Origin of the sequence: Paenibacillus sp. FSL R5-0914 (assembly GCF_038004525.1) — a bacterium.
In the GTDB taxonomy this organism is placed as follows: Bacteria; Bacillota; Bacilli; order Paenibacillales; family Paenibacillaceae; genus Paenibacillus_AQ.
Window position 1 is genome coordinate 349,428 of sequence record NZ_JBBORH010000002.1, and the last position, 20,206, is coordinate 369,633.

20 protein-coding genes are annotated in these 20,206 nt (G+C 42.9%); 16 read left to right on the forward strand and 4 right to left on the reverse strand.

Annotation, left to right across the window (positions count from 1 at the left end):
* Positions 1–28 precede the first annotated feature (28 nt).
* On the forward strand, positions 29–670 hold the full coding sequence (locus MKX60_RS17650) for a phosphatase PAP2 family protein (protein ID WP_076299442.1): 642 nt from the start codon (positions 29–31) through the stop codon (positions 668–670).
* Between the two features lie 95 nt (positions 671–765).
* Here the strand turns inward: MKX60_RS17650 and MKX60_RS17655 are convergent, their stop codons facing one another.
* Entirely contained in the window at positions 766–1,299 is a 534-nt protein-coding gene (locus tag MKX60_RS17655; RefSeq protein ID WP_076282886.1) for a hypothetical protein, read from the reverse strand.
* A 188-nt stretch (positions 1,300–1,487) separates the two neighbouring features.
* Between MKX60_RS17655 and MKX60_RS17660 the strand changes: the two genes are divergently transcribed.
* The 3 genes from MKX60_RS17660 (at position 1,488) to MKX60_RS17670 (ending at position 6,430) form a co-directional block, all read left to right on the forward strand.
* Positions 1,488–2,534, forward strand: a complete 1,047-nt coding sequence (locus MKX60_RS17660; protein WP_076299441.1) for an FUSC family protein — start codon at positions 1,488–1,490, stop codon at positions 2,532–2,534.
* Positions 2,535–2,630: 96 nt separating this feature from the next.
* Positions 2,631–4,982: an RNA polymerase recycling motor HelD gene (gene helD, locus MKX60_RS17665; RefSeq protein ID WP_341060562.1), complete on the forward strand. Its 2,352-nt coding sequence runs from the start codon at positions 2,631–2,633 to the stop codon at positions 4,980–4,982.
* A 134-nt stretch (positions 4,983–5,116) separates the two neighbouring features.
* Positions 5,117–6,430, forward strand: a complete 1,314-nt coding sequence (locus MKX60_RS17670; RefSeq protein ID WP_341060564.1) for an MFS transporter — start codon at positions 5,117–5,119, stop codon at positions 6,428–6,430.
* 55 nt (positions 6,431–6,485) lie between these two features.
* On the opposite strand, the gene fsa is transcribed toward MKX60_RS17670, so the two are convergent.
* Positions 6,486–7,133 (reverse strand): fructose-6-phosphate aldolase, encoded by a 648-nt coding sequence (gene fsa, locus MKX60_RS17675; protein ID WP_042126959.1) that lies wholly within the window; start codon positions 7,131–7,133, stop codon positions 6,486–6,488.
* A gap of 235 nt (positions 7,134–7,368) precedes the next feature.
* On the opposite strand from fsa, the gene MKX60_RS17680 reads away from it, so the two are divergent.
* From MKX60_RS17680 to MKX60_RS17715, 8 genes are all read left to right on the forward strand, one after another.
* Positions 7,369–7,821, forward strand: a complete 453-nt coding sequence (locus tag MKX60_RS17680; protein ID WP_143759423.1) for a hypothetical protein — start codon at positions 7,369–7,371, stop codon at positions 7,819–7,821.
* Between the two features lie 78 nt (positions 7,822–7,899).
* The gene (locus MKX60_RS17685) at positions 7,900–8,382 is read left to right on the forward strand and encodes a GNAT family N-acetyltransferase (protein WP_076283366.1); all 483 of its coding nucleotides are present in this window, start codon (positions 7,900–7,902) and stop codon (positions 8,380–8,382) included.
* A 38-nt stretch (positions 8,383–8,420) separates the two neighbouring features.
* Entirely contained in the window at positions 8,421–9,101 is a 681-nt protein-coding gene (gene rpiA, locus MKX60_RS17690; RefSeq protein WP_143764014.1) for a ribose-5-phosphate isomerase RpiA, read from the forward strand.
* Positions 9,098–9,577, forward strand: coding sequence for a VanZ family protein (locus tag MKX60_RS17695; protein WP_341054186.1), 480 nt, complete (start codon positions 9,098–9,100; stop codon positions 9,575–9,577). The genes rpiA and MKX60_RS17695 overlap by 4 nt, the downstream gene beginning before the upstream one ends.
* Positions 9,578–9,580: 3 nt before the next feature.
* Positions 9,581–10,021, forward strand: a complete 441-nt coding sequence (locus tag MKX60_RS17700; protein ID WP_341054190.1) for a GNAT family N-acetyltransferase — start codon at positions 9,581–9,583, stop codon at positions 10,019–10,021.
* Between the two features lie 173 nt (positions 10,022–10,194).
* Positions 10,195–10,650: a MarR family winged helix-turn-helix transcriptional regulator gene (locus tag MKX60_RS17705; RefSeq protein WP_076282879.1), complete on the forward strand. Its 456-nt coding sequence runs from the start codon at positions 10,195–10,197 to the stop codon at positions 10,648–10,650.
* Complete coding sequence (locus MKX60_RS17710) at positions 10,647–13,808, forward strand: MMPL family transporter (RefSeq protein WP_341060565.1); 3,162 nt, start codon at positions 10,647–10,649, stop codon at positions 13,806–13,808. Before MKX60_RS17705 ends, MKX60_RS17710 begins: the two co-directional genes overlap by 4 nt.
* Before the next feature lie 283 nt (positions 13,809–14,091).
* Positions 14,092–15,495: a lytic polysaccharide monooxygenase gene (locus tag MKX60_RS17715; RefSeq protein WP_341060566.1), complete on the forward strand. Its 1,404-nt coding sequence runs from the start codon at positions 14,092–14,094 to the stop codon at positions 15,493–15,495.
* Between the two features lie 95 nt (positions 15,496–15,590).
* Here the strand turns inward: MKX60_RS17715 and MKX60_RS17720 are convergent, their stop codons facing one another.
* Complete coding sequence (locus tag MKX60_RS17720; protein ID WP_042187471.1) at positions 15,591–16,262, reverse strand: tetratricopeptide repeat protein; 672 nt, start codon at positions 16,260–16,262, stop codon at positions 15,591–15,593.
* A gap of 192 nt (positions 16,263–16,454) precedes the next feature.
* Here MKX60_RS17720 and MKX60_RS17725 point away from each other — a divergent pair, with 192 nt between their 5' ends.
* The 3 genes from MKX60_RS17725 to MKX60_RS17735 all read left to right on the forward strand — a co-directional run bounded on the left by MKX60_RS17725 (position 16,455) and on the right by MKX60_RS17735 (position 19,030).
* Positions 16,455–18,008, forward strand: a complete 1,554-nt coding sequence (locus tag MKX60_RS17725) for a stalk domain-containing protein (protein WP_341060567.1) — start codon at positions 16,455–16,457, stop codon at positions 18,006–18,008.
* Between the two features lie 88 nt (positions 18,009–18,096).
* Positions 18,097–18,690: an LOG family protein gene (locus MKX60_RS17730; protein ID WP_076282875.1), complete on the forward strand. Its 594-nt coding sequence runs from the start codon at positions 18,097–18,099 to the stop codon at positions 18,688–18,690.
* Positions 18,691–18,865: 175 nt separating this feature from the next.
* Positions 18,866–19,030 (forward strand): hypothetical protein, encoded by a 165-nt coding sequence (locus MKX60_RS17735; protein WP_179085705.1) that lies wholly within the window; start codon positions 18,866–18,868, stop codon positions 19,028–19,030.
* A gap of 72 nt (positions 19,031–19,102) precedes the next feature.
* Here the strand turns inward: MKX60_RS17735 and MKX60_RS17740 are convergent, their stop codons facing one another.
* Positions 19,103–19,315 carry a hypothetical protein gene (locus tag MKX60_RS17740; protein ID WP_042187476.1) on the reverse strand — a complete coding sequence of 71 codons (213 nt, stop codon included), beginning with the start codon at positions 19,313–19,315 and terminating at the stop codon, positions 19,103–19,105.
* A gap of 182 nt (positions 19,316–19,497) precedes the next feature.
* Here MKX60_RS17740 and MKX60_RS17745 point away from each other — a divergent pair, with 182 nt between their 5' ends.
* Entirely contained in the window at positions 19,498–20,091 is a 594-nt protein-coding gene (locus MKX60_RS17745; RefSeq protein ID WP_076282874.1) for a manganese efflux pump, read from the forward strand.
* Positions 20,092–20,206 lie beyond the last annotated feature (115 nt).

Consider the following 20,206-nt stretch of genomic DNA (forward strand, 5'->3'; position numbering starts at 1 on the left):
AGGCACAAAATTAGACACGGAGGTATTTATGCTTTATTATCAGAACTGGTCTAGAGGTTTTCGTTATTTTATAGGGTTTGCTGCTTGTTTCGTCGTTATTGCGATCCTAGTTCATATGAACAAGGTATCATCATTTGATAATTATATGATTCATTTTGTTCAATCCGCTGAATCACCTGGACTGACCACATTCGCCAAAGGACTATCTCTGATTGGTTCCTCCAAGGTAGCGATTGGCATATCGATCGGCACGATGGCACTGCTGTATTTTCTGCTGAAACATCGGCTTGAGCTAATTCTGTTCCTATGGGTTGGACTAGGCTCACAGCTATTGAATACACTTATGAAGTTATGGTTTCAAAGGGAGCGTCCAAATTTCAATCGTATTGTCCAAGAGCTAGGTTATAGTTTCCCAAGTGGACATTCAATGGCAGCCTTCTCCCTGTATGGGGTAATTGCCTATTTACTGTGGCGTCATTTGCCGCGAAGAAGTGAAAGAATCCTGTTAATAATATTTGCGGTATTCATGACTGTGGGCATTGGCTGGAGTCGTATTTACCTGGGAGTTCATTATCCTAGCGACGTAATTGGTGGTTATGCTGCAAGTGGCGCGTGGCTGATGTTATCCATCAGTCTATTTGAAGCCTATAAAAAACGGATATCCTCATAAGAAATGAAGATATCCGTTTTTGTGGGGATATTTTAAAATATAAGAATATATATGTTTCACGCTATACATTATCCTTATATTTCTCGCATAAACGCTTACCGTCCTAAATAGGACACCGAAGGCGTTTTTGCTTGAGGGTTCATCACATGATGTTCCGAAGATTTATGATCTTGGAAATGACCCATTTTACTTATTTTTTTCTTCAGCATAGAAGGAAGTCCAGCCTTTAGCTTTTGAGCTTCGTCTTTTGTTAGACGTCCCTCGCTGATGGCTTGATCCAGCCGCTTACTTGCGGATTCGCTGAGCTTTTGAATATATTGATCTTCTGTCCAGCCTTTCTTTTCAAGGGCAAGCTCGGGGAGGGTTTTGCCTGTTTTAAGGCTATTGATTAGCTCCGTACGATCCATCTCAAGCAGCTTGGCTGTTTCGAAAATAATGAAATGTCCGCCGGCTCTGAATTTCCCGTCTTTCCCTGGTGGGGGTCTATGACCTTTTTCCGAAGGCCCAGAATCAGGTGCAGTGGAGGTTACATTCTCAGCTGACACGCTCCGAGTAGGAGCAAGTGCTGGAGACAGACTGAGGAAAAGAACAGCTGTGATGGTCACTAATTTTTTGATGTTGTTATTCATTCACTCACCTCGTATGTTATATGTGATAGGAACTTACTTGAATTAGTATTCCCTGAAAGCTGAAAGAATCATAAGTGAGAGCTTAAATGATCATAAAATTCATCAACATTAGGCTTGGGTAATTAGAGGAATGAGGGATTCGTAGATGTCCATATTGCAGAGTGGGCCAATTTTTAGGGGGGATATTTTTGGCTTTTGGAGCTCGCATATTTAAAACAGGAATGGCAGTCACGCTTGCCTTGTATTTAGCCGAACTGCTACATTTTCCATCTTCTGTGGGCGCTGCGATTGCAGCAATTTTCGCGATGCAGCCATCTATTTATCGCTCTTGGCGTTATTTTCTTGATCAGCTGACAACGACTACAATGGGCGCGGTACTCGCTCTTCTGGGAGGAATGCTGTTATCCAATAGTCCAATTGCGGTTGGGTTGGTCTGCATTCTTGTCATTATGATCAGTATGAAAATTAACCGAGCGGATACTATTAGCCTGACACTCGTCACCGTTATAACAGTGATGGAGGCTTCTGGTGAATGGCAGTTTGCGCTGAATCGTTTCTTATTAACATTGACAGGGATTGTTTCTGCATTTCTAATCAATATTATAGTAGTTCCTCCGAAACCACGGAAACAGTACATCAAGCAAATCGAGAACGTCTTTGCCAGTCTTTCTTTGCTGCTAAGAACGGCTGTATCTCATGAGATGAAGGAAAGTGTGTTTCGTGATGAAAAACTTGCACTGGAGTCATCTATTAAATCTTTAGCGGATAAGTACGCTTTGTTTGAGGAAGAGCAGAAACAGCTAAAGAGGGCGAAGTACAGTCAGACTAGACAAATGGTTGTCTATAAGAACCTGTTATCTTCTTTGCAAAAAGGCTTCGATGTTCTTGAGGCTGTGGATCGGCATTATTTTCAAGCGGATCGAAGTGAAGAGACAGATGCATTGTTTGACAGTCATTTGGAGCAGTTAATCAAATATCATCAACTGATCTTGCTGAAATTTGAAGATAAACTAAAACCAAACACTAATGAATCGGAACCCTTGGGAGACGAGAATGATGGATTTTTGAATTCAACGATCATGGGGTATAATGCGGAGAAAATAGGTCAACTACGATTGTATGTTGTAGCCGCAGCTATTTACGATTACGGATATCAATTAGAACGGCTTGATAAAGTGGCAGATCAGATGAACCGTATAGCGACTGAGGAAAAAGAAACGGATCGCGAAGCTTAAACATAACCTTGTGATGTGCAACATATAAGCTTAAGGATTCATCTATTAAGAGTATCCTCACTTGAAATATCAACCTTCCAAAGGGGATGAAATGTAGTGGAGAATCATGAAATTGAATGGAAAGAGGAACAGCAGCGGGTTGACGGATTGACTAAGCTTTTGTCTGCCCATATCCGGCGATTATCTGAGGAGCTCGGACTCCATCGCAGTGATGTGGTGGATATGCGGAAAGACTTCTGGGAAGAGGTAACGGTAAACTTCAGTAGTCCAGATGATTTAGGGGAAACTTCAACAAGTCTGCGCCAACAATCCCAAATCTTGAATGAACGTGAACGCCATCATTTACAGTCGAGCAAGGCTCTAAAAAAATATAAAAAGCTACTCGTCTCTCCTTACTTTGGGCGTATTGACTTTACAGAAGCACCAAATGGAGTAACGGAAAAGATTTATCTGGGGATTGGATCCTTGATGGAGGATGATGGCACCTTCTTGATCTATGACTGGCGGGCGCCTATATCGAGCTTATATTATGACGGAGCTCCTGGCCCAACAGCTTATGAGACACCTGGTGGACTTGTTTCCGGTACAATGAATCTTAAACGTCAGTTTGTGATTTCTGACGGTGTTATTGAAGTTATGTTTGATACTGGGGTAACGATCGGCGACGAGCTTTTGCAGCAAGTGCTTAGCCATAGTGCCGATGATCGAATGAAGAGTATTGTAGCTACCATCCAGAAAGAGCAAAATGCGATTATCCGCAACGACAAAAGCCGAATGCTGGTCGTTCAGGGTGCCGCAGGAAGCGGGAAAACCTCTGCAGCATTGCAGCGGGTAGCTTATCTTTTGTATAAATACCGTGAAGTTCTGCAAGCAGACCAGATGTTGTTGTTCTCGCCGAACCCGCTGTTTAATAGCTATGTTTCAACTGTGCTCCCAGAGCTAGGTGAAGAAAATATGCAACAAACCACTTTTCAGATGTATCTTGAGCATCGTTTAGGACATGAATTCCAGCTGGAAGATGTCTTTAGTCAGACGGAAAACCTATTGAATGCCCCTGATGGCCCTGAAGTGGGTATACGCAGAGAAGGCATCGCTTATAAATCATCCGTACCTTTTCTCGATGTGATTCGTCGGTATGCTACGATGCTGGAACATGAGGGCATGCAGTTCAAGCCTTTAATGTTTCAAGGTAGAGCGGTAGTCAGTAAAGAAGAAATGGAACGTCATTTCTATGCCTATGATCCCGCCATTAAGCTTGCGAACCGTGTAGACTTAATGACACGCTGGTTACTGAAGAAGATCGCTGATTTTAGCCATGAGGAAAGAAATGCTTCATGGGTTGAAGATCAAATTGAGCTATTGGACTCCAGTGATTACCATCGTGCATATCAGATGTTACGACGTAAGAAGAAAGCTACACAGGATAGTTTTGATGATTTTGATACTGAAAAAGAAGTGTTATCCCGGTATGTAGTCAGCCAACGCTTAAAACCACTGCGCGGATGGACTAAACGAGGTCGTTTTGTGGATGTTAAGGGATTGTACAGTACGCTGTTTACTGATCGTGAGCTTATGGAACGCCTAAATGGTGTTAATTCTCTGCCGGAAATCTGGGATGAGATCTGTGAACAAACACTAAAATCTATCGCAGTGAACGAGCTTGCCTACGAAGATGCTACACCATTCCTTTATTTGAAGGAGTTAAGCCAAGGCTTCCGTACCAATACGCTGATTCGTCATGTGATTGTGGATGAAGTACAAGACTACTCACCTTTCCAATTAGAGTTCATGCGTCGTTTGTTTCCAAGGGCGAAAATGACCGTATTGGGTGATTTGAATCAGGCGATCTATGCACAAGGTGAGGTGCTCGGTGATTTGTCTAGTTTGGTAAGCATTTATGGGGAAGAGAATACAGAAGTGATCTCGTTAACCCGAAGCTATCGCTCCACTTTTGAAATTGTAGAATTTACGCGTTCAATGATTCCTGGAGGGGAAAGAATTGTGCCGTTTAATCGACGAGGAGAAGAACCTCAGCTAAGTGTGGTGTCTAGCGAGGATGAGCTTCTGAATGCAGTTGAAATGGATATCCGGAATTTGCAATCCAAGGGGTATCATTATGTGGCTGTCATTTGTAAAACAGCAGAAGAAAGCGCAAGAGTTCATGATGAACTACATAGTAGGCTGCCAGTAAGGCTCGTTACGAAAGAAACGCCGAATTTCCAGAAGGGAACATTGGTGTTACCTGCTTACTTAGCTAAAGGTGTGGAGTTTGATGCTGTCATCATCTACGATGGTTCAGCTGAACGATATGGCAGAGAAAGTGAGCGTAAATTGTTTTATACAGCTTGCACTCGAGCGATGCACTTGCTGCATATTTTTAGCCTAGGAGAACCAAACCGGTTTCTCCCATCTGTAAAAGCGAAGACCATGATTACAAATTCGCTGTAAAGCCCCATCTTCTGATCATAAGATCGTCCTTTCGCATTGGCGGGGGTACGGTCTTTTTATATGTATGAATAAAGAGGGATGAACAAACCACAATATAGAGAGTCGTCGCAAACAATGACAAAGGTGGTCAGTTCATGAAGGAAAGAAAATGGGATCTGCTTGCACTGGCATCCATTCCACTAATTATGACCCTCGGTAACTCCATGCTGCTCCCTATTTTGCCGCAGATTTCTAAAGAACTAGGCATTAGCTCTTTTCAGGTGAGTATGCTGATTACTGTTTATGGATTGATGGCTATCGTGATGATCCCAATTGCAGGGTACCTGTCTGATGCTTATGGACGTAAAAAGGTGATTCTTCCGAGTCTGATCATTGCTGCTATTGGTGGAGCTGTGTGCGTGGTGGCGGCTTGGGTTATGAAGGGCGTTAGCGCCTATTGGGTCATTCTGGCCGGACGTTTATTACAAGGGATAGGTGCGGCTGGTGCTTTTCCTATTGTGCTGCCCTTCGTTGGTGATTTATTCAAGGAAGAAGAGGATGTAAGCAAAAGTCTGGGAATTATTGAAACCTCTAATACCTTTGGTAAAGTGCTCAGTCCGATCCTTGGAGCTTATCTTGGAATATGGCTTTGGTTTGCACCTTTTATCGCTATTCCTGTTCTATGTTTAATTTCATTTGCTTTAGTTCTTTTTCTGGTTCGAAAGCCGGAAGCGAAGGAACAACCTGAGAAACAGGGTATAAGAGAATTTTTATCCGGAATTGTGAGCATTTTGCGTGAAAAGGGACGATGGTTGTATGCTATTTTTGCCATAGGCGGTATCTGTATGTTTGTAACCTTTGGCGTTCAATTCTATTTATCGGAAATGCTGGAATCTAAATTTAATATGCATGGGGCAATGAAGGGGTTTGTGCTGGCAATACCATTAGCCTTGTTATGTCTGTCTTCATATGGAACAGGAAAGATCATTGGTCAGAACAAAACGCTAATGAAATGGCTGGGCTTTGGAGGAATGGTGTTACTTACTGCAGCAATGATCTTTGCGGGGTTCAATAAAGGTATTTATTTCTTAGTCGGGTTTATGGGCTTAGGTTGTGTTGGAATCGGGATTGTGCTTCCTTGTATGGATGCTTTGATCACGGAGGGAATTGAGAAAGAAAATAGCGGCACGATAACCGCTCTCTATAGCAGTATGAGGTTTATAGGGGTAGCCGCAGGACCGCCAGTGGTATCGCTGCTGTTAAGCAGTGGTCATTGGGTATTATTCGCTTTGATGGCTACAGTCGGCGCAATTGGTGGATTGCTGACCTTATTTGCAGTAACGCCAAGCAAGGGGAGCAAGGGAGAATCTGACGTGAAAGAAACGGAGCAGGTAGATGCGCGACTCTTGTCAAAGCGTGTTCGTCAGACTTCTGCAAGGACTTTAGATGGAAAAAAGAGCTATCCTTAAGCTGCGTTGCCGTAGCTTGCGGGATAGCCCTTTGATAAAAGAATGAAAGACAATCTTATGCTTGTGGTACGGATTCCCAATCCTTCAGGAAGCGTTCGATACCGTTATCTGTCAGCGGATGCTTCCAGAGGGTAGGCAGGAGCGAACCTGGGATGGTAGCAATGTGAGCACCAGCAAGAGCGGCTTGCTCAACATGCGCAATGTTACGGATGGATGCTGCAATAATTTCGGAAGTCATACCGTAGTTAGTTAGGATGGTCTTCAGATCCTTGATCAGCTTCATTCCGTCAACACCGATATCATCCAGACGTCCTACGAAAGGAGAAATATAAGTTGCGCCTGCTTTTGCAGCCATTAAGCCTTGAGCCGCTGAGAAGACAAGCGTTACGTTAGTTTTGATACCTTTTTTTGTGAGCTCATAACAAGCTTCCAAGCCATCTTCAGTCATAGGGAGTTTAATGACAACGTTTGGAGCCCACTCAGCAATTTCGTATGCTTCTTTAAGCATTTCTTCTGCTGTAAGTCCGATTACTTCTGCACTTACTGGACCTGGAACGATTGCTACGATTTCTTTGATAACATCTTTAAACAATCTTCCTTCTTTAGCGATGAGCGACGGGTTAGTCGTTACGCCATCCACTAATCCGAGGCGAGTAATACGTTTGATCTCTTCAATATTTCCGGTGTCCAAGAAAAACTTCATTTTAAGTTTCCTCCCTTGATTTCCATATGGATTGACAAACAATATTCATATTTTCATTATGAGACATGTCAAACGAAGTTTCAACTGTTATTTTGAATATTTCAAAATAACTTTATAGATTGAATATCGCTTACACTTGTTATAGTGTTGATAATATAGGATTGGTCTATGCAGTTATCCATGATAATATATAATCGGTATTGTTATTATGGAGTATTGGGTGGGACGTGATGAAATGTACTCGATATTAGTTATTTTGCTTGTGCTCGTGTTGTCAGTTGCCGGATTCTTGGCCTACCAGAACAGCAAATTGGTATCTAATCAGAAAAAATTAGGGACTTTATCACGCAATCCTTCACTAATGTATTCTATCTTTGACCAATCTTGCGCTGCTAGTGTGGAAGATCCAGACGTAATACCTTTAGTTCAATACACAGTTTTTGTGGAGTCCAGCGGGCAGGCAGTTGTGAATAAGCCTTTAGCAATCATTAATCTATGTAGAGTAAGTGCGGGTAGAGGAAATCTAGTTCTCGCTGATGTCGAACGCAGTGTGCTGGAGCACATTAAATTGGCAGCCCCCTCAGATGCTTTCATTGAGCATAAAGCTTACTTACATAGGGCTGCTAACCACGCTGAAAAAGAGATGATCCTAAACTTAGAGGATGTAGTGAAATTACAATATACATAAGACAGAATGAAGAATATTGATTTTTTTGGCTGCAAGAAGGATAATACGAATTTGGATACAAGAAAAGAGGGAAATAGAGTGTCGCCCGTAACAGAAGTGAATTTTGAAGTAGTTGATCCAGAGAACGCTGATTTAAGAGAACTTATTACGTTTCTGGATGAGGAACTGAAGATGCGTTATCCGCATGAGACGATCTATGTTGTTGATTTCGAGGATCCCAAAGTAAAAGAAATGACTTTCGTAGTAGCCTACTTAAACGGAAAACCAGTGGGCTGTGGTGGGCTTCGTCCACTGGATTATATCGGAATAGAGATCGCAACGATGGAGTTGAAGCGCTTTTATGTAGATTCTAGTTATCGTAAAATGGGCATAGCTACAAATATGCTGTTATTCCTTGAAGAACAAGCATTAGCGGCGGGGTTTAAGGAGATCCGATTGGAGACCGGAATTAAGCAGCCAGAAGCGATTGCGCTTTACGTCAAGCATGGCTACCAACCGATTGATTTATTTGGACCCTACATAGGTGATCCGGATAGTCTCTGTTACGGCAAAATACTATAAAACTTTATAATGGATAACATGGGGGTATTAAAATGAGTATCAACGTTAAACAACTAGCAGCTGAAAAAGCAGTGGAATATGTAGAAGATGGAATGAAGGTAGGTCTGGGTACGGGATCAACTGCCTACTGGGCAATCCGCAAGCTCGGTGAACGCGTCAGTGAAGGCTTGAAAATTACCGCAGTAGCTACTTCACGCGCTTCCGAAGAGCAAGCACGAGAGCTGGGAATTCCACTGGTAGCTTTTGGTGATATTGATAGTCTGGACTTAACCATTGACGGAGCGGACGAGCTAGACAGCAGTCTGCAACTAATTAAAGGCGGCGGCGGCGCTTTGCTTCGTGAGAAGATTGTAGCTAGTAATAGTACCCGAATGATTGTGATTGCCGATGAAGGTAAAGTTGTAAACACGCTAGGCAAATTTCCGTTGCCGGTGGAAATCGTTCCTTTCGCGTGGGAATGGACTGTGGCAGAGCTTGCCAAACTGGGTTGCCAACCTGAATTGCGTCGCAGCGGAGAAGAGTTGTACAAGACGGATAATGGCAATTACATTGCGGACTGCCGATTTGAAGCGATAGAAGCTGCACCGAAGCTTGCATTGACCATCCAAAACATCCCGGGTGTTGTAGATCACGGCCTATTTATTGGGATTGCAGCGATGGCGATCGTAGGTAAACTTGATGGAACTATCGAAATTATTGAAGCTCAACCTAAGAATTGATTAACCGCAGACATAAAGAAACTTACCGTTCATGGCCGCTAAAAGGATTGACACGGGTAGTGCTAACTCTGTATAGTGCTACTGTTATCTATTGGATGTTTATCGGATTTGGACGAGAGGTACATACCGGAGGTCCTCTTCAGTATAATCTGGTTCCATTTCGCACGGTGTCACTTTATTTCAACTTGGATAACGGTTTATCACTTATCAATCGGCTAGTAAATCTGCTAGGAAATGTTGTAGTTTTTATTCCATTTGGTTTTCTTTCGCCAATAGTAAAGATACGTCCTGTTTCTTGGCTTAGAATCTCGCTATATGCTGTCCCTTGTATTCTGCTTTTGGAGTGCTTGCAAATGCTGCTGCATGTGGGAAGCTTCGATATTGATGATTTACTATTAAACATGCTAGGTGTGTGGACAGGCTACGGATTGTTTCGAGTGATTAGCTGTAAAAGGAACAAAGAAGGAGAAATGTGAAGAATGTTGATTGATCTTAAACCCCTCATTGGTACATCTGAGGTGAATGAGCTGCTGACCTATGCGGTCATAGATGATCCGAATGCTCTACAGCAGACTTCGTCTGAGTATAGCGAACAAGCCGGGCTAAAGTTATATGGCTGGGAAGAGGAAGAATTACTGCTTGGTCTTGTAGGCTTTGAAGAAACAGAAGATGGTTCCTTGGATATTCGGCATATTGCTGTATTGCCAGAGAACAGAGGAAAAGGCTATGCACGGGGGATGATTCTGGAGCTGCTTACTACGCGTCAGCCGCGTTATCTGGTAGCTGAAACAGAGGATGAGATTGCTGCAGATTTCTACCGTAGTCTTGGGTTCATGGTGTACAGCCTCGGCGAAAATGCAGCAGGCATTGAAACGCTGAGATGTGTTTATGAAGTAGAAGAGATCGAGGATGAGGAATAAACAATTTTTAGAAGACATACAATGGCAGGTCGAGATGAACTCTCGGCCTGTTTTTTTGTTGGGTCACCTTAAATTGTTCCTTAGAATTGTAAAGTTGACTTTTGAAATAAATGGGATTATAGTTTGACAATGAAACTGTTCTACAGTTGAACTATATTTGGAGGTAGGAAGCTTTGGAAGATGAAGTTCAGCATTGGATTAACCGTTATATGGATGCTTATATGATGGTGACTAGACAAGTAGCCGCAAGAATTAAAGATAGCATTGCTGCAGATACAACGAATGATCAGTATCAAATTCTGCGTCTGATTAATGCTCAGGAACAATGTACATCTACATATCTAGCAGAAACTTTTTGCGTGGGTAAAAGCTCCATTACAGCAATAATCAACAGACTGGTGCAAGCGGGCATTATTGAGCGCACTCGTGACGAGAATGATCGTCGTCAGGTGTATTTATCGATGTCAGAGCATGGTAAAAGAGTATTTGAAGCAGCTGAGTCGCAAGTACATGAAGTAGTGGCCCCGTATTTGTTTCATTTTGAAAAGAAGGATATTGAGACATTCATCATGATGTTTGAGAAACTGGCAAGTCTAATTCAGAATGATAATGGAGGGAAGAGCCAATGAAGACGATTCTAAAAACAAGATGGGCGGTTATCGCAATCTGGCTCGCTGTAGCGGTGGTGCTAGTGATGACGGCCCCGTCTTTCTCTGATCTTGTCCGTGAGAAGGGGCAGGTTACGGTTCCAGAGGGATACCCTTCATCTAGAGCAGCAGAAATCATGAAGGAAGCATCAAGTGACAAGGGAGGCGAATCACTCCATCAAGTAGCCCTTGTGTTCAATAACCCGAAGGGAATCGGAGCGGAAGAAACAGCAAGTATTCAACAAGGCGTTGAGAAGCTGGCTGCGAATAAGGAAGCTCTGCAGTTAGATTCCATCACCGATCCTTTTTCACAAAGTGAGCTTAAAGATACACTGATTGCCAAAGATGGCAAGACTATTATGGTGGCGTTGACCGTAAAAGGTGAAGGAGAGGCTGTTACTGCTCTGCCAGATAAAGTGGATGAGATGCTCTCAGGTGTTAAAGCAGATCATTATTTGACCAGTGAAGGTCTGATTACAGAGGATATGATTGCTAGCTCAGAAGCAGGGCTAAAGAAGTCGGAGTATATTACAGTTGTCTTTATCTTACTTATACTATTCGTCGTATTTCGTTCGTTCGTAGCGCCTTTTGTACCGCTGCTGACCGTGGGTATCAGCTATATTGTATCCCAATCTGTCGTGGCTTTTTTGGTGGATCGTTATGATTTTCCTTTATCAACGTTTACTCAAATCTTTATGGTTGCGGTCATGTTCGGGATCGGTACGGATTATTGTATTCTGCTGATCAGTCGCTTTAAAGAAGAATTGATGACCGCAGAAGATACTAAAAGTGCAATCATTGCAACTTATCGAAAAGCTGGAGGAACGGTGTTCTATTCGGGCTTAGCGGTGTTTGTAGGTTTTGTAGCGATTGGGTTATCGAAATTTATTCTTTATCGTTCAGCAGTAGCTGTTGCAGTTGGTATTGCAGTTATGCTATTGGCACTTGTGACGATTGTTCCATTCTTTATGGCTGTTCTAGGCAAAAAGCTATTCTGGCCCTCCCGTGGCAAGCTGGAGCATAGTGAGAGCCGTATTTGGGGATGGGCAGGTTCTTTTTCTTTAAAAAGACCGTGGGCCGCACTTCTAATCGTTGCAGTAATCGTATCCCCATTCCTAGTTACCTATAGCGGTAAGCTGTCCTTTAACAGCTTGGAGGAAATTGGCTCGGAATATGCTTCCGTAAAAGGCTTTAATATTATTTCGGAGAGCTTCGGACCAGGTGAATCGATGCCTGGCAAGATCGTTATCAAGAATGATGATCGTATGGACAATTCAGAATATCTGGGACTTGCGGAGAAAATTAGCCGCGAGCTGGAAAAAGTGGATAGCGTAAAATCCGTTCGCAGCATGTCACGTCCTACAGGTGAGCTGATTAGCGATTTCTTGATTCCGAATCAGGTCGGTACACTTTCTGATGGACTGGACCAGAGTAACGAAGGTCTGACCAAGATTCAGACCGGCTTGTCTGAAGCTAGTAAACAGCTTAGCGATAATGCTCCTAAACTTACAGAAGCTGTTGCAGGGAGTGCTAAGCTGACAGAGGGCACAGCGGATCTCAAAGACGGAATTGTTGCTTTAGGCGCTGGGCTCACCCAGATTGAGAGCGGGATTAAGAGTGGCTCAGCGGGTGCAGGAGAGATCAAATCCGGTCTTCAGCAGGCAGCAACAAGTGCTAAACAGTTAGCAGATGCAAATGCGAAGTTACTTGAGGGCTATAAAAAAATCGGTGGAGGCTTAACCCAGCTGGATGAAGGACTCGGGCAGCTTCCGAAGCAGCTACAAGGTGTTGCAGAGGCATTAAAAGGACTGGACGGTTCCTTCGCTGGCCTAGAGAGCAGTTATCCGGAAATTGTTCAGGATGTAAATTATTTGACGATCAAAGGTACAGTAGCACAAAGTGGTACGGGTGCAGCGCAACTAGCAGCCGGTCTTGGTCAGGTTTCAGAACAGCTTAAAGGTGCAGCTACTGGCTTAAATGAAGCGAATGCCGGTTATGCCAAAGCTGCGGCTGGGCAAACCGCGCTCGCGCAAGGTTTAGCTAAGCTTGTAGCTGGAATCGGTCAACTGCAATCTGGACTCGACCAGGCGGCAGCAGGTCAAGGACAGATCGTAGAAAAGATTCCGTCTATCACAAGTGGTCTTGATCAATTGCAAGGCGGACAGAAGCAGCTTGCAGATGGTTTTGGTGAATTGACAGGTCAGATTGGAGCCTTAACCACTGGACTAAGCGATAGTGCTGATGGATTGAAGCAAATTACAAGCGGTCTGGGCTCGGCACAAGAATACTTGAATCAGATTCAAGCGGCTAAGGATGAAGAGCTGAGCGGATTCTTCGTACCGGCTGAGGCACTTAAAGCTGAAGGTATAAAGCAGGTATTTGACACGTACTTATCTGATGACCGTAAGGTGATGACATTGGACGTGGTATTCACTGAGAATCCTTACAGCTCAGAGGCTATAGATAGTGTGGGTGATATTCAAGCAGCAGTAGATCGTGCAGTTAAAGGTACGAAGCTTGAAAATGCTGAAACAGCTATTAGCGGGGTTACAAGCAGTCAAAGCGATTTGCGGAATATTTCCAATGAAGATTATACGCGTACAGTAATCTTGATGCTGAGCGGTATTTTCATCATATTAGTGTTGCTGCTCCGTTCAATCGTAATGCCGATTTACCTTATTATTTCACTTTTGATCACTTACTTTTCAGCGTTGGGCGTTACAGAGGCTATTTTCGTTAATCTTCTGCACTATGAAGGGATTACCTGGACGACGCCATTCTTTAGTTTTGTTATGCTGATTGCACTAGGTGTGGATTATAGCATTTTCTTAATGGCCCGGTTTAACGAAAATAAAACATGGGACGTAAAAGAAGCGATTCTACACGCTATGCGCAATATGGGTACAGTTATCCTTTCAGCTGTAGTTATTCTGGGTGGTACCTTCGCTTCGATGTATCCTTCTGGGGTATTGTCGATGATGCAGATTGCTACAGTGGTGCTCGTAGGATTGGCCTTGTATGCTTTAATCTTCCTGCCGTTCTTTGTCCCTGTAATGGTACGGATCTTCGGCCGAGGAAATTGGTGGCCATTTTCGGTTAAACAGAGCGGAGAAGTTAACAAGCAGGATTTAAATATGTAAATGGGACTATACCCCATTTATGAATCAGAAGTCATAACAAGTTGTTTTTTTGCAGCCAGCCACCGATATATTTATCGGTGGCTGGCTTTTTATTTGAGTAGAATGAATCGTTTCGATGGGGCATTATTAGCGGGGAGAACTACTAATCCGTTCAATTGTCATGGGTCTTTTATCCATTGACGTCTGGTTCTTTAGGTTATTGTTATTATGTTTTTAGAAAATTATAATAACACTGGATTCGTTTTCAAAGTCTCCAAATTACAACTAGAAAGCGAGATGATGAATGATGAAAGTAAGCATGAAGAACAGCAGTATCGCAAAGAAGGTTGCTCCATTTGTTATTACAGCGGGGGTTATTGCCGGAGTAGGACTTATCGATACCGATAAAGCGTTAGGACACGGTTATGTATCCGAACCAGCAAGTCGTGCGAAGCTTGGTGCAGCGAATAATGTGGGTTCTGTTCAATATGAGCCACAGAGTCTAGAGGCACCAAAGGGTTTCCCATTGGCGGGTCCTGCGGACGGGAAGATTGCATCTGCGGGTGGCATGTTCGGAGGAATTCTGGATCAACAATCAAGTGATCGCTGGATTAAGCACGATATGGTTGGCGGAGTCAATGACATCACTTGGTATCATACAGCACAACATAGAACAACAAAATGGCATTACTATATTACGAAAAAAGGTTGGAATCCTAATACGCCAATTAAACGTTCCGATTTAGAGCTTATTGGAACTTTTGAAAATGGCGGTAAACAGCCTGAGCGTTCTGTGACGCACAAAGTAAATGTCCCAACTGACCGCAGTGGATACCATGTTATTTTGGCGGTGTGGGATATTGATGATACAGCGAATGCCTTCTACCAAGTCATTGATGTGAATCTAAAGAACGGTGAATCAGGACCTGGGGTACAACCAGACACGGAGAAGCCGTCAACAGTAACGGGGTTACACACGATGAGTGTAGAATCGAGCAGTGTAGATCTTATGTGGAATGCTGCAACAGATAACGTAGGCGTAGATCATTACATGATTTATCGCGGGGATAGCGTCGGTATAGCGAAACAAATCGGAACATCCTCAACAACGAGCTTTAAAGACATTACTGTAGAAGCAGGTAAAATTTATACATATTATATTGTTGCAGTGGATCGTGCAGGAAACACGTCAGGCTCAAGTAATATTATTGTTGTTAGCACACCAAACCCGGAAGTGGTTATACCTCCAGTGGAAACACCAGATACTGTGAAGCCTTCGATGGTTGAGGGGCTGCATACCATGTCAGTGAAGCACAATAGTGTTAATCTGATGTGGAACGCCGCCCAAGATAATGTAGGTGTTGATCATTATGTTGTGTATCGAGAGGGTGTTGAATTGACCCAAACTAAGGGAACTTCCTTTACGGATTTATCGGTGAAAGCTTCCACTACGTACAATTATCATGTGAGAGCTGTAGACGCTGCTGGTAATATTTCAGACAAGAGCTCTTTGTATACAGTCACAACCCTTGTGAAACCCGTATTACCAGATGTAGCAGCTTGGAATGCAACCGGGTTGTACATTGTAGGAACAAAAGTTGAATACAAGGGTAACGTTTATGAAGCTCGAGTGACATTTAGAAGTTTCGGTGATACCAACTGGAATCCGGAGTCGGCATTATCGCTTTGGAAATTAGTGACGAACTAATAACATCGTTTCCCCCCAATTTATTATAAAAAAACGGAGATCATTTCTGATAATCAGAAGTGATCTCCGTTTTTTGGGTTAAGGAGTCGTCAAGTTTATTTCATCTTGGCGAAAAAGCTGCGCAACGCCCAACCGCGCTCCTGCCGTTTTTTATATTTAGGCAGTGAACGATAAACAGCGGTGGATTCTTCGAAAGCTCGTTTCGCATCCTCTGATCTGCCAAGCGCTTTATACATCGAACCAGCCAGATAATACGCCTCAGAAGAAGATGACTGGATTTCTTGATACTGAGTAACGTAATGTAATGCTTTATCATGATTCGTATGGCGGAAAGTTTCCGCTAACCAAAGATATGGCTGTCCATATCGAGCCTTACGGTTGATCTCCAGACCACGAAGCATTTGTGCTTCGCCTTCCTCCAAAGCGCCTAGCTTAAGATTCACATGTCCGAGTTCTACCCAATATTCAGCAGATTGCTCATAACGGTCCTCGATTTGCAGTAGGAGATCCTTCGCTTCCCTGTATTTTTTACGTTCTGTCAAACTCCGCGCTAAATCAAATTTGGATGAAACATCATTAGGATTTAAAGAAATGGTTGTACGTAACTTGGAAATTTGACGCATTCTTTTGAAGGGCTTTGTAATGCTGGGGAAGATGCCCACATATCGCCGATCCAAGAAATACAAGATAAGAAGCAGGATGAATATAGCCAGAAAAGGGTTGCCCACTAATCTGAAGAGCAGTAAAACACCTATAAATTTAAGCATAACTTCCCTCCATAATCATTTGGTTCCGGTATTGCGATTGAAAAGAGTAGATCCAAGGCAGCGTAATTATAACATAATTCAAAGCAATCTGAATCCCGGGATTTAAAAATTATACAACTTTGAGCAGCTTAGTAGCGTCTTAGTGTAAGATGAATAATAATTACAATAATATCATAAGAAGGGAAAAACAAGATGAACTTATTAGCAAGGAAGCTACAGCTGTTTAGTTTGGCTGTTTGTTCTATTATGGCTGTTACGTCAGTCCCACAAGTGATAAGCGCGGATCCCTCATCCGCGAAGCTGAGTGGAATTAAGGAGATTGTTGCCACTTCTGGATTTTGGGGAGGGAGTTCCTTCGCACTGGGGACTGACGGAACCGTATGGTCTTGGGGGAGCAATGTTTTTGGACAATTTGCAAATGGAACTGCAGGTCCTGAAGGGTGGACGATTACTCCCCATAGCATAGCAGCGCTTGATCGTACGAAGCAGTTAGAGATCGGTGGAATTTATTATGTTGCGCTGAACGAAGACGGGACGGTTAAAGCTTGGGGAGATTACCGGGATAAGAATGCTATAGAAGCAGGCAATGGGGTAAGCGCTAAACAGCACAAGGTGCTACTTCCTCAGGTTATCTCTGGGATGACCGATGTAGTCAGTATAGCTTCAGGCATACACAATACATTAGCTTTGAGAAAGGATGGAAGCGTACTCCAGTGGAATCCTCCAGAAATCACTGATGTAGGTTTTACAGCGTTACCTGCTGCTACCAAGGTTCAGGGTTTAAGTGAGGTAATGTGGGTCGGTAACAGTGACTATCAGGCCGCAATTCGCACCAACGGTACTCTTTGGATTTGGAGCGCTAACCCGCAAATAGAGAATACAAAAGCGGTGAAGAAGCCGACCCCAGTCAAGGATTTATATCATGTGAAGTCCGTTTCTATGAACTGGAGGAGTATACTGGCGTTAACTGAGAATGGAAGTGTCTGGGCAACGGTTGACAGCAATAATTATAACGAAATCATGATGAAGAAGATGCCAGGTCTTACGGATATTGTATCTGTTCAGACGAAAAATGGGTTCAATCTTGTTGCCAATAAAAAAGGAGAATACTGGGTATGGGAAGCTGGCACTTTATTGCAAGGTCTGCAAAAGATAACAGTCATAAAGCCGATCTCCAAACTTACGCTGGATTTAGGTGGCTTTGTAGCTGTTAAAAAAGATGGCACCGCGTGGACTTGGAATACCCAATCATCAACCGACAGTAAATGGGTCTTTACTAAACCTAAACAAATCAAAGGCTTGAGCAATCCGGTTTCTTTTGCCACGGGGGAAAATAGTAAATATGCAGTTTTGAAGGATGGAACAGCAGTAGCTTGGGGGACGAATATGTTTGGTCAACTTGGAATCAGCGCGCTTGATTCACGTCCTTTTACTGTATCTCCTATCTTGAAGCCTGTTACTGTAATCGTGGATGGGAAGAAGATCGACTCCGCACAGTCTGCTATATTCTTGGATGGAAGTGTAAGAGTACCGATCAGGGAAGTGGCGGAAAATCTGGGCTACACCCTCTCATGGGACGGAGATATGACGCTCTCGAAAGAAGGCAAGAAAATCATCTTTAAAGAGGGAGCCATTAAAGTAAGTTATGCATCACTTGTTCCAGCGGCAGCTTTGGCTAAGGCACTAGGTGTTACTGCAGAGTGGAATAGTAAACTGTACCAATTAACGATACAAACAAAAAGATGACTTTCATTTAACACTTATTTTAATATTCTGATGTACAATAAGTGAATTATCTCAATTGAACCATAATAACCAGTCTGGAGTGATAGGTATGGCTTTTACAATATGTGTGTTCGCCGGTTCGAATCCAGGTCTTAATTCAGAATATACAGAAATGGCTAGAGAGTTGGGTTATCATATAGCTGCACAAGGTTGTAGGCTGGTTTATGGAGGTTCAAGAAATGGCCTGATGGGACAGGTGGCAGACGGAGTGTTGGCAAATGGTGGTGAAGTCGTCGGTATCATGCCAGTGGATCTTTTTAAAGATGAAATCAGGCATTCTGGGCTAACGAATCTGATTGAGGTCTCTAGTATGCATGAACGAAAGGCCGTTATGAGCGGTATGGCTGATGCGTTTATTGCCCTGCCGGGTGGTCTCGGAACCTTTGATGAGTTATTTGAAATTCTATGCTGGATGCAGATTGGGATTCATCAGAAGCCTATAGGGCTGCTGAATATAAGAGGTTATTTTAATCCACTGTTAGCCATGATCACTCACAGTGTAAGTGAAGGGTTTGCTCCAAAAAATGCGTTGAAAATGTTAGATATGAACTCTGATCCCGAATATTTGCTTGAACTGATGAGAGGTCAAGTTGATCATAGTAATAAAGGTTTTGGGAACGCTAGATTTCCATCACAGCGTTGAGAAAATGAGCAGAAATTAAACAACCTCCAGCTGTTTTATACAGCTTGGAGGTTGTTTTCATATGAACATGTGATAAACTTGTTTCGGTCTATATGTTGCTGGGTAAGTAACTTTTAAGTAGTAGTGGTTGCTCCGCGTATTTCAGGAAATGATTACCTAAGGAGGTTGGAATTCAATGAATGTGATGGTACATAATCTTATGGCTTACAATCATCAGTTTTTTAGACCTCAGCCCGTGGTCAATCCTAAACAAGAGAGAGCTAATAAGAAGAAGCAGAGTTTTCAGGAAGTCTTGAATGAAAAAATGAAAGTGTATGGCACATACAAAAATATTAAGTAAGAGCTACTACATATGTCTGCTGAAAAAAGCCGGAACGCATTGATCCCAAGGGTCAGTGTGTTCCGGCTTTTTTTAGGGTCTAACCTCATAAAATTGGCAACTCTTACGAGCGTAATAAGTCAGATCGCTAACCCTCGACTGAATAACTACATCAGAATCGGTGAAGCGGACAACAGTGGCCCCTGAATTCACCAAATGATCGTCCTGAAATACACGAACAGGTAGTTTGCGGTCAACGGCTTCTTGGAAATCGCTGTCTGTTAGCAGCGGGCGGTTAATTGGCATAAGTATTTAACTCCTTTTGATCATTTAATGAAGTTAGAAATAAAAATAGTATAACTGTGGAAGCATGAGAAATCCAATATAAATGAAGCTGACGAACATTCTATGAGCAGCACATTTGGACAAAATTCTATACGCCCATCTCAGACATAACATAGTTATGAATGTATTAAGGGGGTCTAGATATGCATTGGCTTTCCATCATCATTATTGGGTTGGCTTCAAATTTGGATAACTTAGGAATAGGCGTTTCCTTTGGCGCTAGGTCCACAAGAATTACACCATTTTCTAATCTGATTATTGCTGTTCTGTCGATGCTGGCTACATATATCTCAATAACCTCAGGTGAGTATGTGTCAGAATATTTTTCTGAAGCGAATGGAAATGCCATTGGAGGGTGCTTGATTCTGTTTATGGGAATCTGGAGTATTAAAGCTGTGCATAAGAAACCAACTTCAAATGTAAGCATGGATATAGAGAGCAACGTCCTCAGCACAACTTCTACAGATACTGGCTATCGTCATGTTTTAAAATGGCAAGAATCGGTGTGGTTGGGTGTGGCGCTAGCTATCAATTGTATTGCTACAGGCTTTGGAGCAGGGATCAGCGGCGTGAACGCAACATTCACAGCGATCTCAGTGGGTGCCTTTTCGTTTATCACTGTTGCTGCCGGAATGAAAATCGGGAATCGAATGTCCAAAACTTGGCTAGGTAAACATTCTGATCTTATCGGTGGATTGTTATTAGTAGGCATAGGTCTGTATGAAATATTTATTTAAGCTGATCTTGAGTTCGTAAATATTTCCACCATAAATCGGAAGTTTGCCTCCTCAAAAAAAGAATATAAACCCTGTACACTAAATCTTGTAAGAGAAACCTTTGAAAGGGGTACAG

What these genes read in the sequence shown, in the direction of transcription:
- MKX60_RS17650 (WP_076299442.1), top strand. Translation starts at nt 29, where the DNA reads ATGCTTTATTATCAGAACTGGTCTAGAGGTTTTCGTTATTTTATAGGG.
- MKX60_RS17655 (WP_076282886.1), bottom strand. Translation starts at nt 1,299, where the DNA reads ATGAATAACAACATCAAAAAATTAGTGACCATCACAGCTGTTCTTTTC.
- MKX60_RS17670 (WP_341060564.1), top strand. Translation starts at nt 5,117, where the DNA reads ATGAAGGAAAGAAAATGGGATCTGCTTGCACTGGCATCCATTCCACTA.
- fsa (WP_042126959.1), bottom strand. Translation starts at nt 7,133, where the DNA reads ATGAAGTTTTTCTTGGACACCGGAAATATTGAAGAGATCAAACGTATT.
- MKX60_RS17680 (WP_143759423.1), top strand. Translation starts at nt 7,369, where the DNA reads ATGTACTCGATATTAGTTATTTTGCTTGTGCTCGTGTTGTCAGTTGCC.
- MKX60_RS17700 (WP_341054190.1), top strand. Translation starts at nt 9,581, where the DNA reads ATGTTGATTGATCTTAAACCCCTCATTGGTACATCTGAGGTGAATGAG.
- MKX60_RS17710 (WP_341060565.1), top strand. Translation starts at nt 10,647, where the DNA reads ATGAAGACGATTCTAAAAACAAGATGGGCGGTTATCGCAATCTGGCTC.
- MKX60_RS17715 (WP_341060566.1), top strand. Translation starts at nt 14,092, where the DNA reads ATGATGAAAGTAAGCATGAAGAACAGCAGTATCGCAAAGAAGGTTGCT.
- MKX60_RS17720 (WP_042187471.1), bottom strand. Translation starts at nt 16,262, where the DNA reads ATGCTTAAATTTATAGGTGTTTTACTGCTCTTCAGATTAGTGGGCAAC.
- MKX60_RS17725 (WP_341060567.1), top strand. Translation starts at nt 16,455, where the DNA reads ATGAACTTATTAGCAAGGAAGCTACAGCTGTTTAGTTTGGCTGTTTGT.
- MKX60_RS17730 (WP_076282875.1), top strand. Translation starts at nt 18,097, where the DNA reads ATGGCTTTTACAATATGTGTGTTCGCCGGTTCGAATCCAGGTCTTAAT.
- MKX60_RS17735 (WP_179085705.1), top strand. Translation starts at nt 18,866, where the DNA reads ATGAATGTGATGGTACATAATCTTATGGCTTACAATCATCAGTTTTTT.
- MKX60_RS17740 (WP_042187476.1), bottom strand. Translation starts at nt 19,315, where the DNA reads ATGCCAATTAACCGCCCGCTGCTAACAGACAGCGATTTCCAAGAAGCC.
- MKX60_RS17745 (WP_076282874.1), top strand. Translation starts at nt 19,498, where the DNA reads ATGCATTGGCTTTCCATCATCATTATTGGGTTGGCTTCAAATTTGGAT.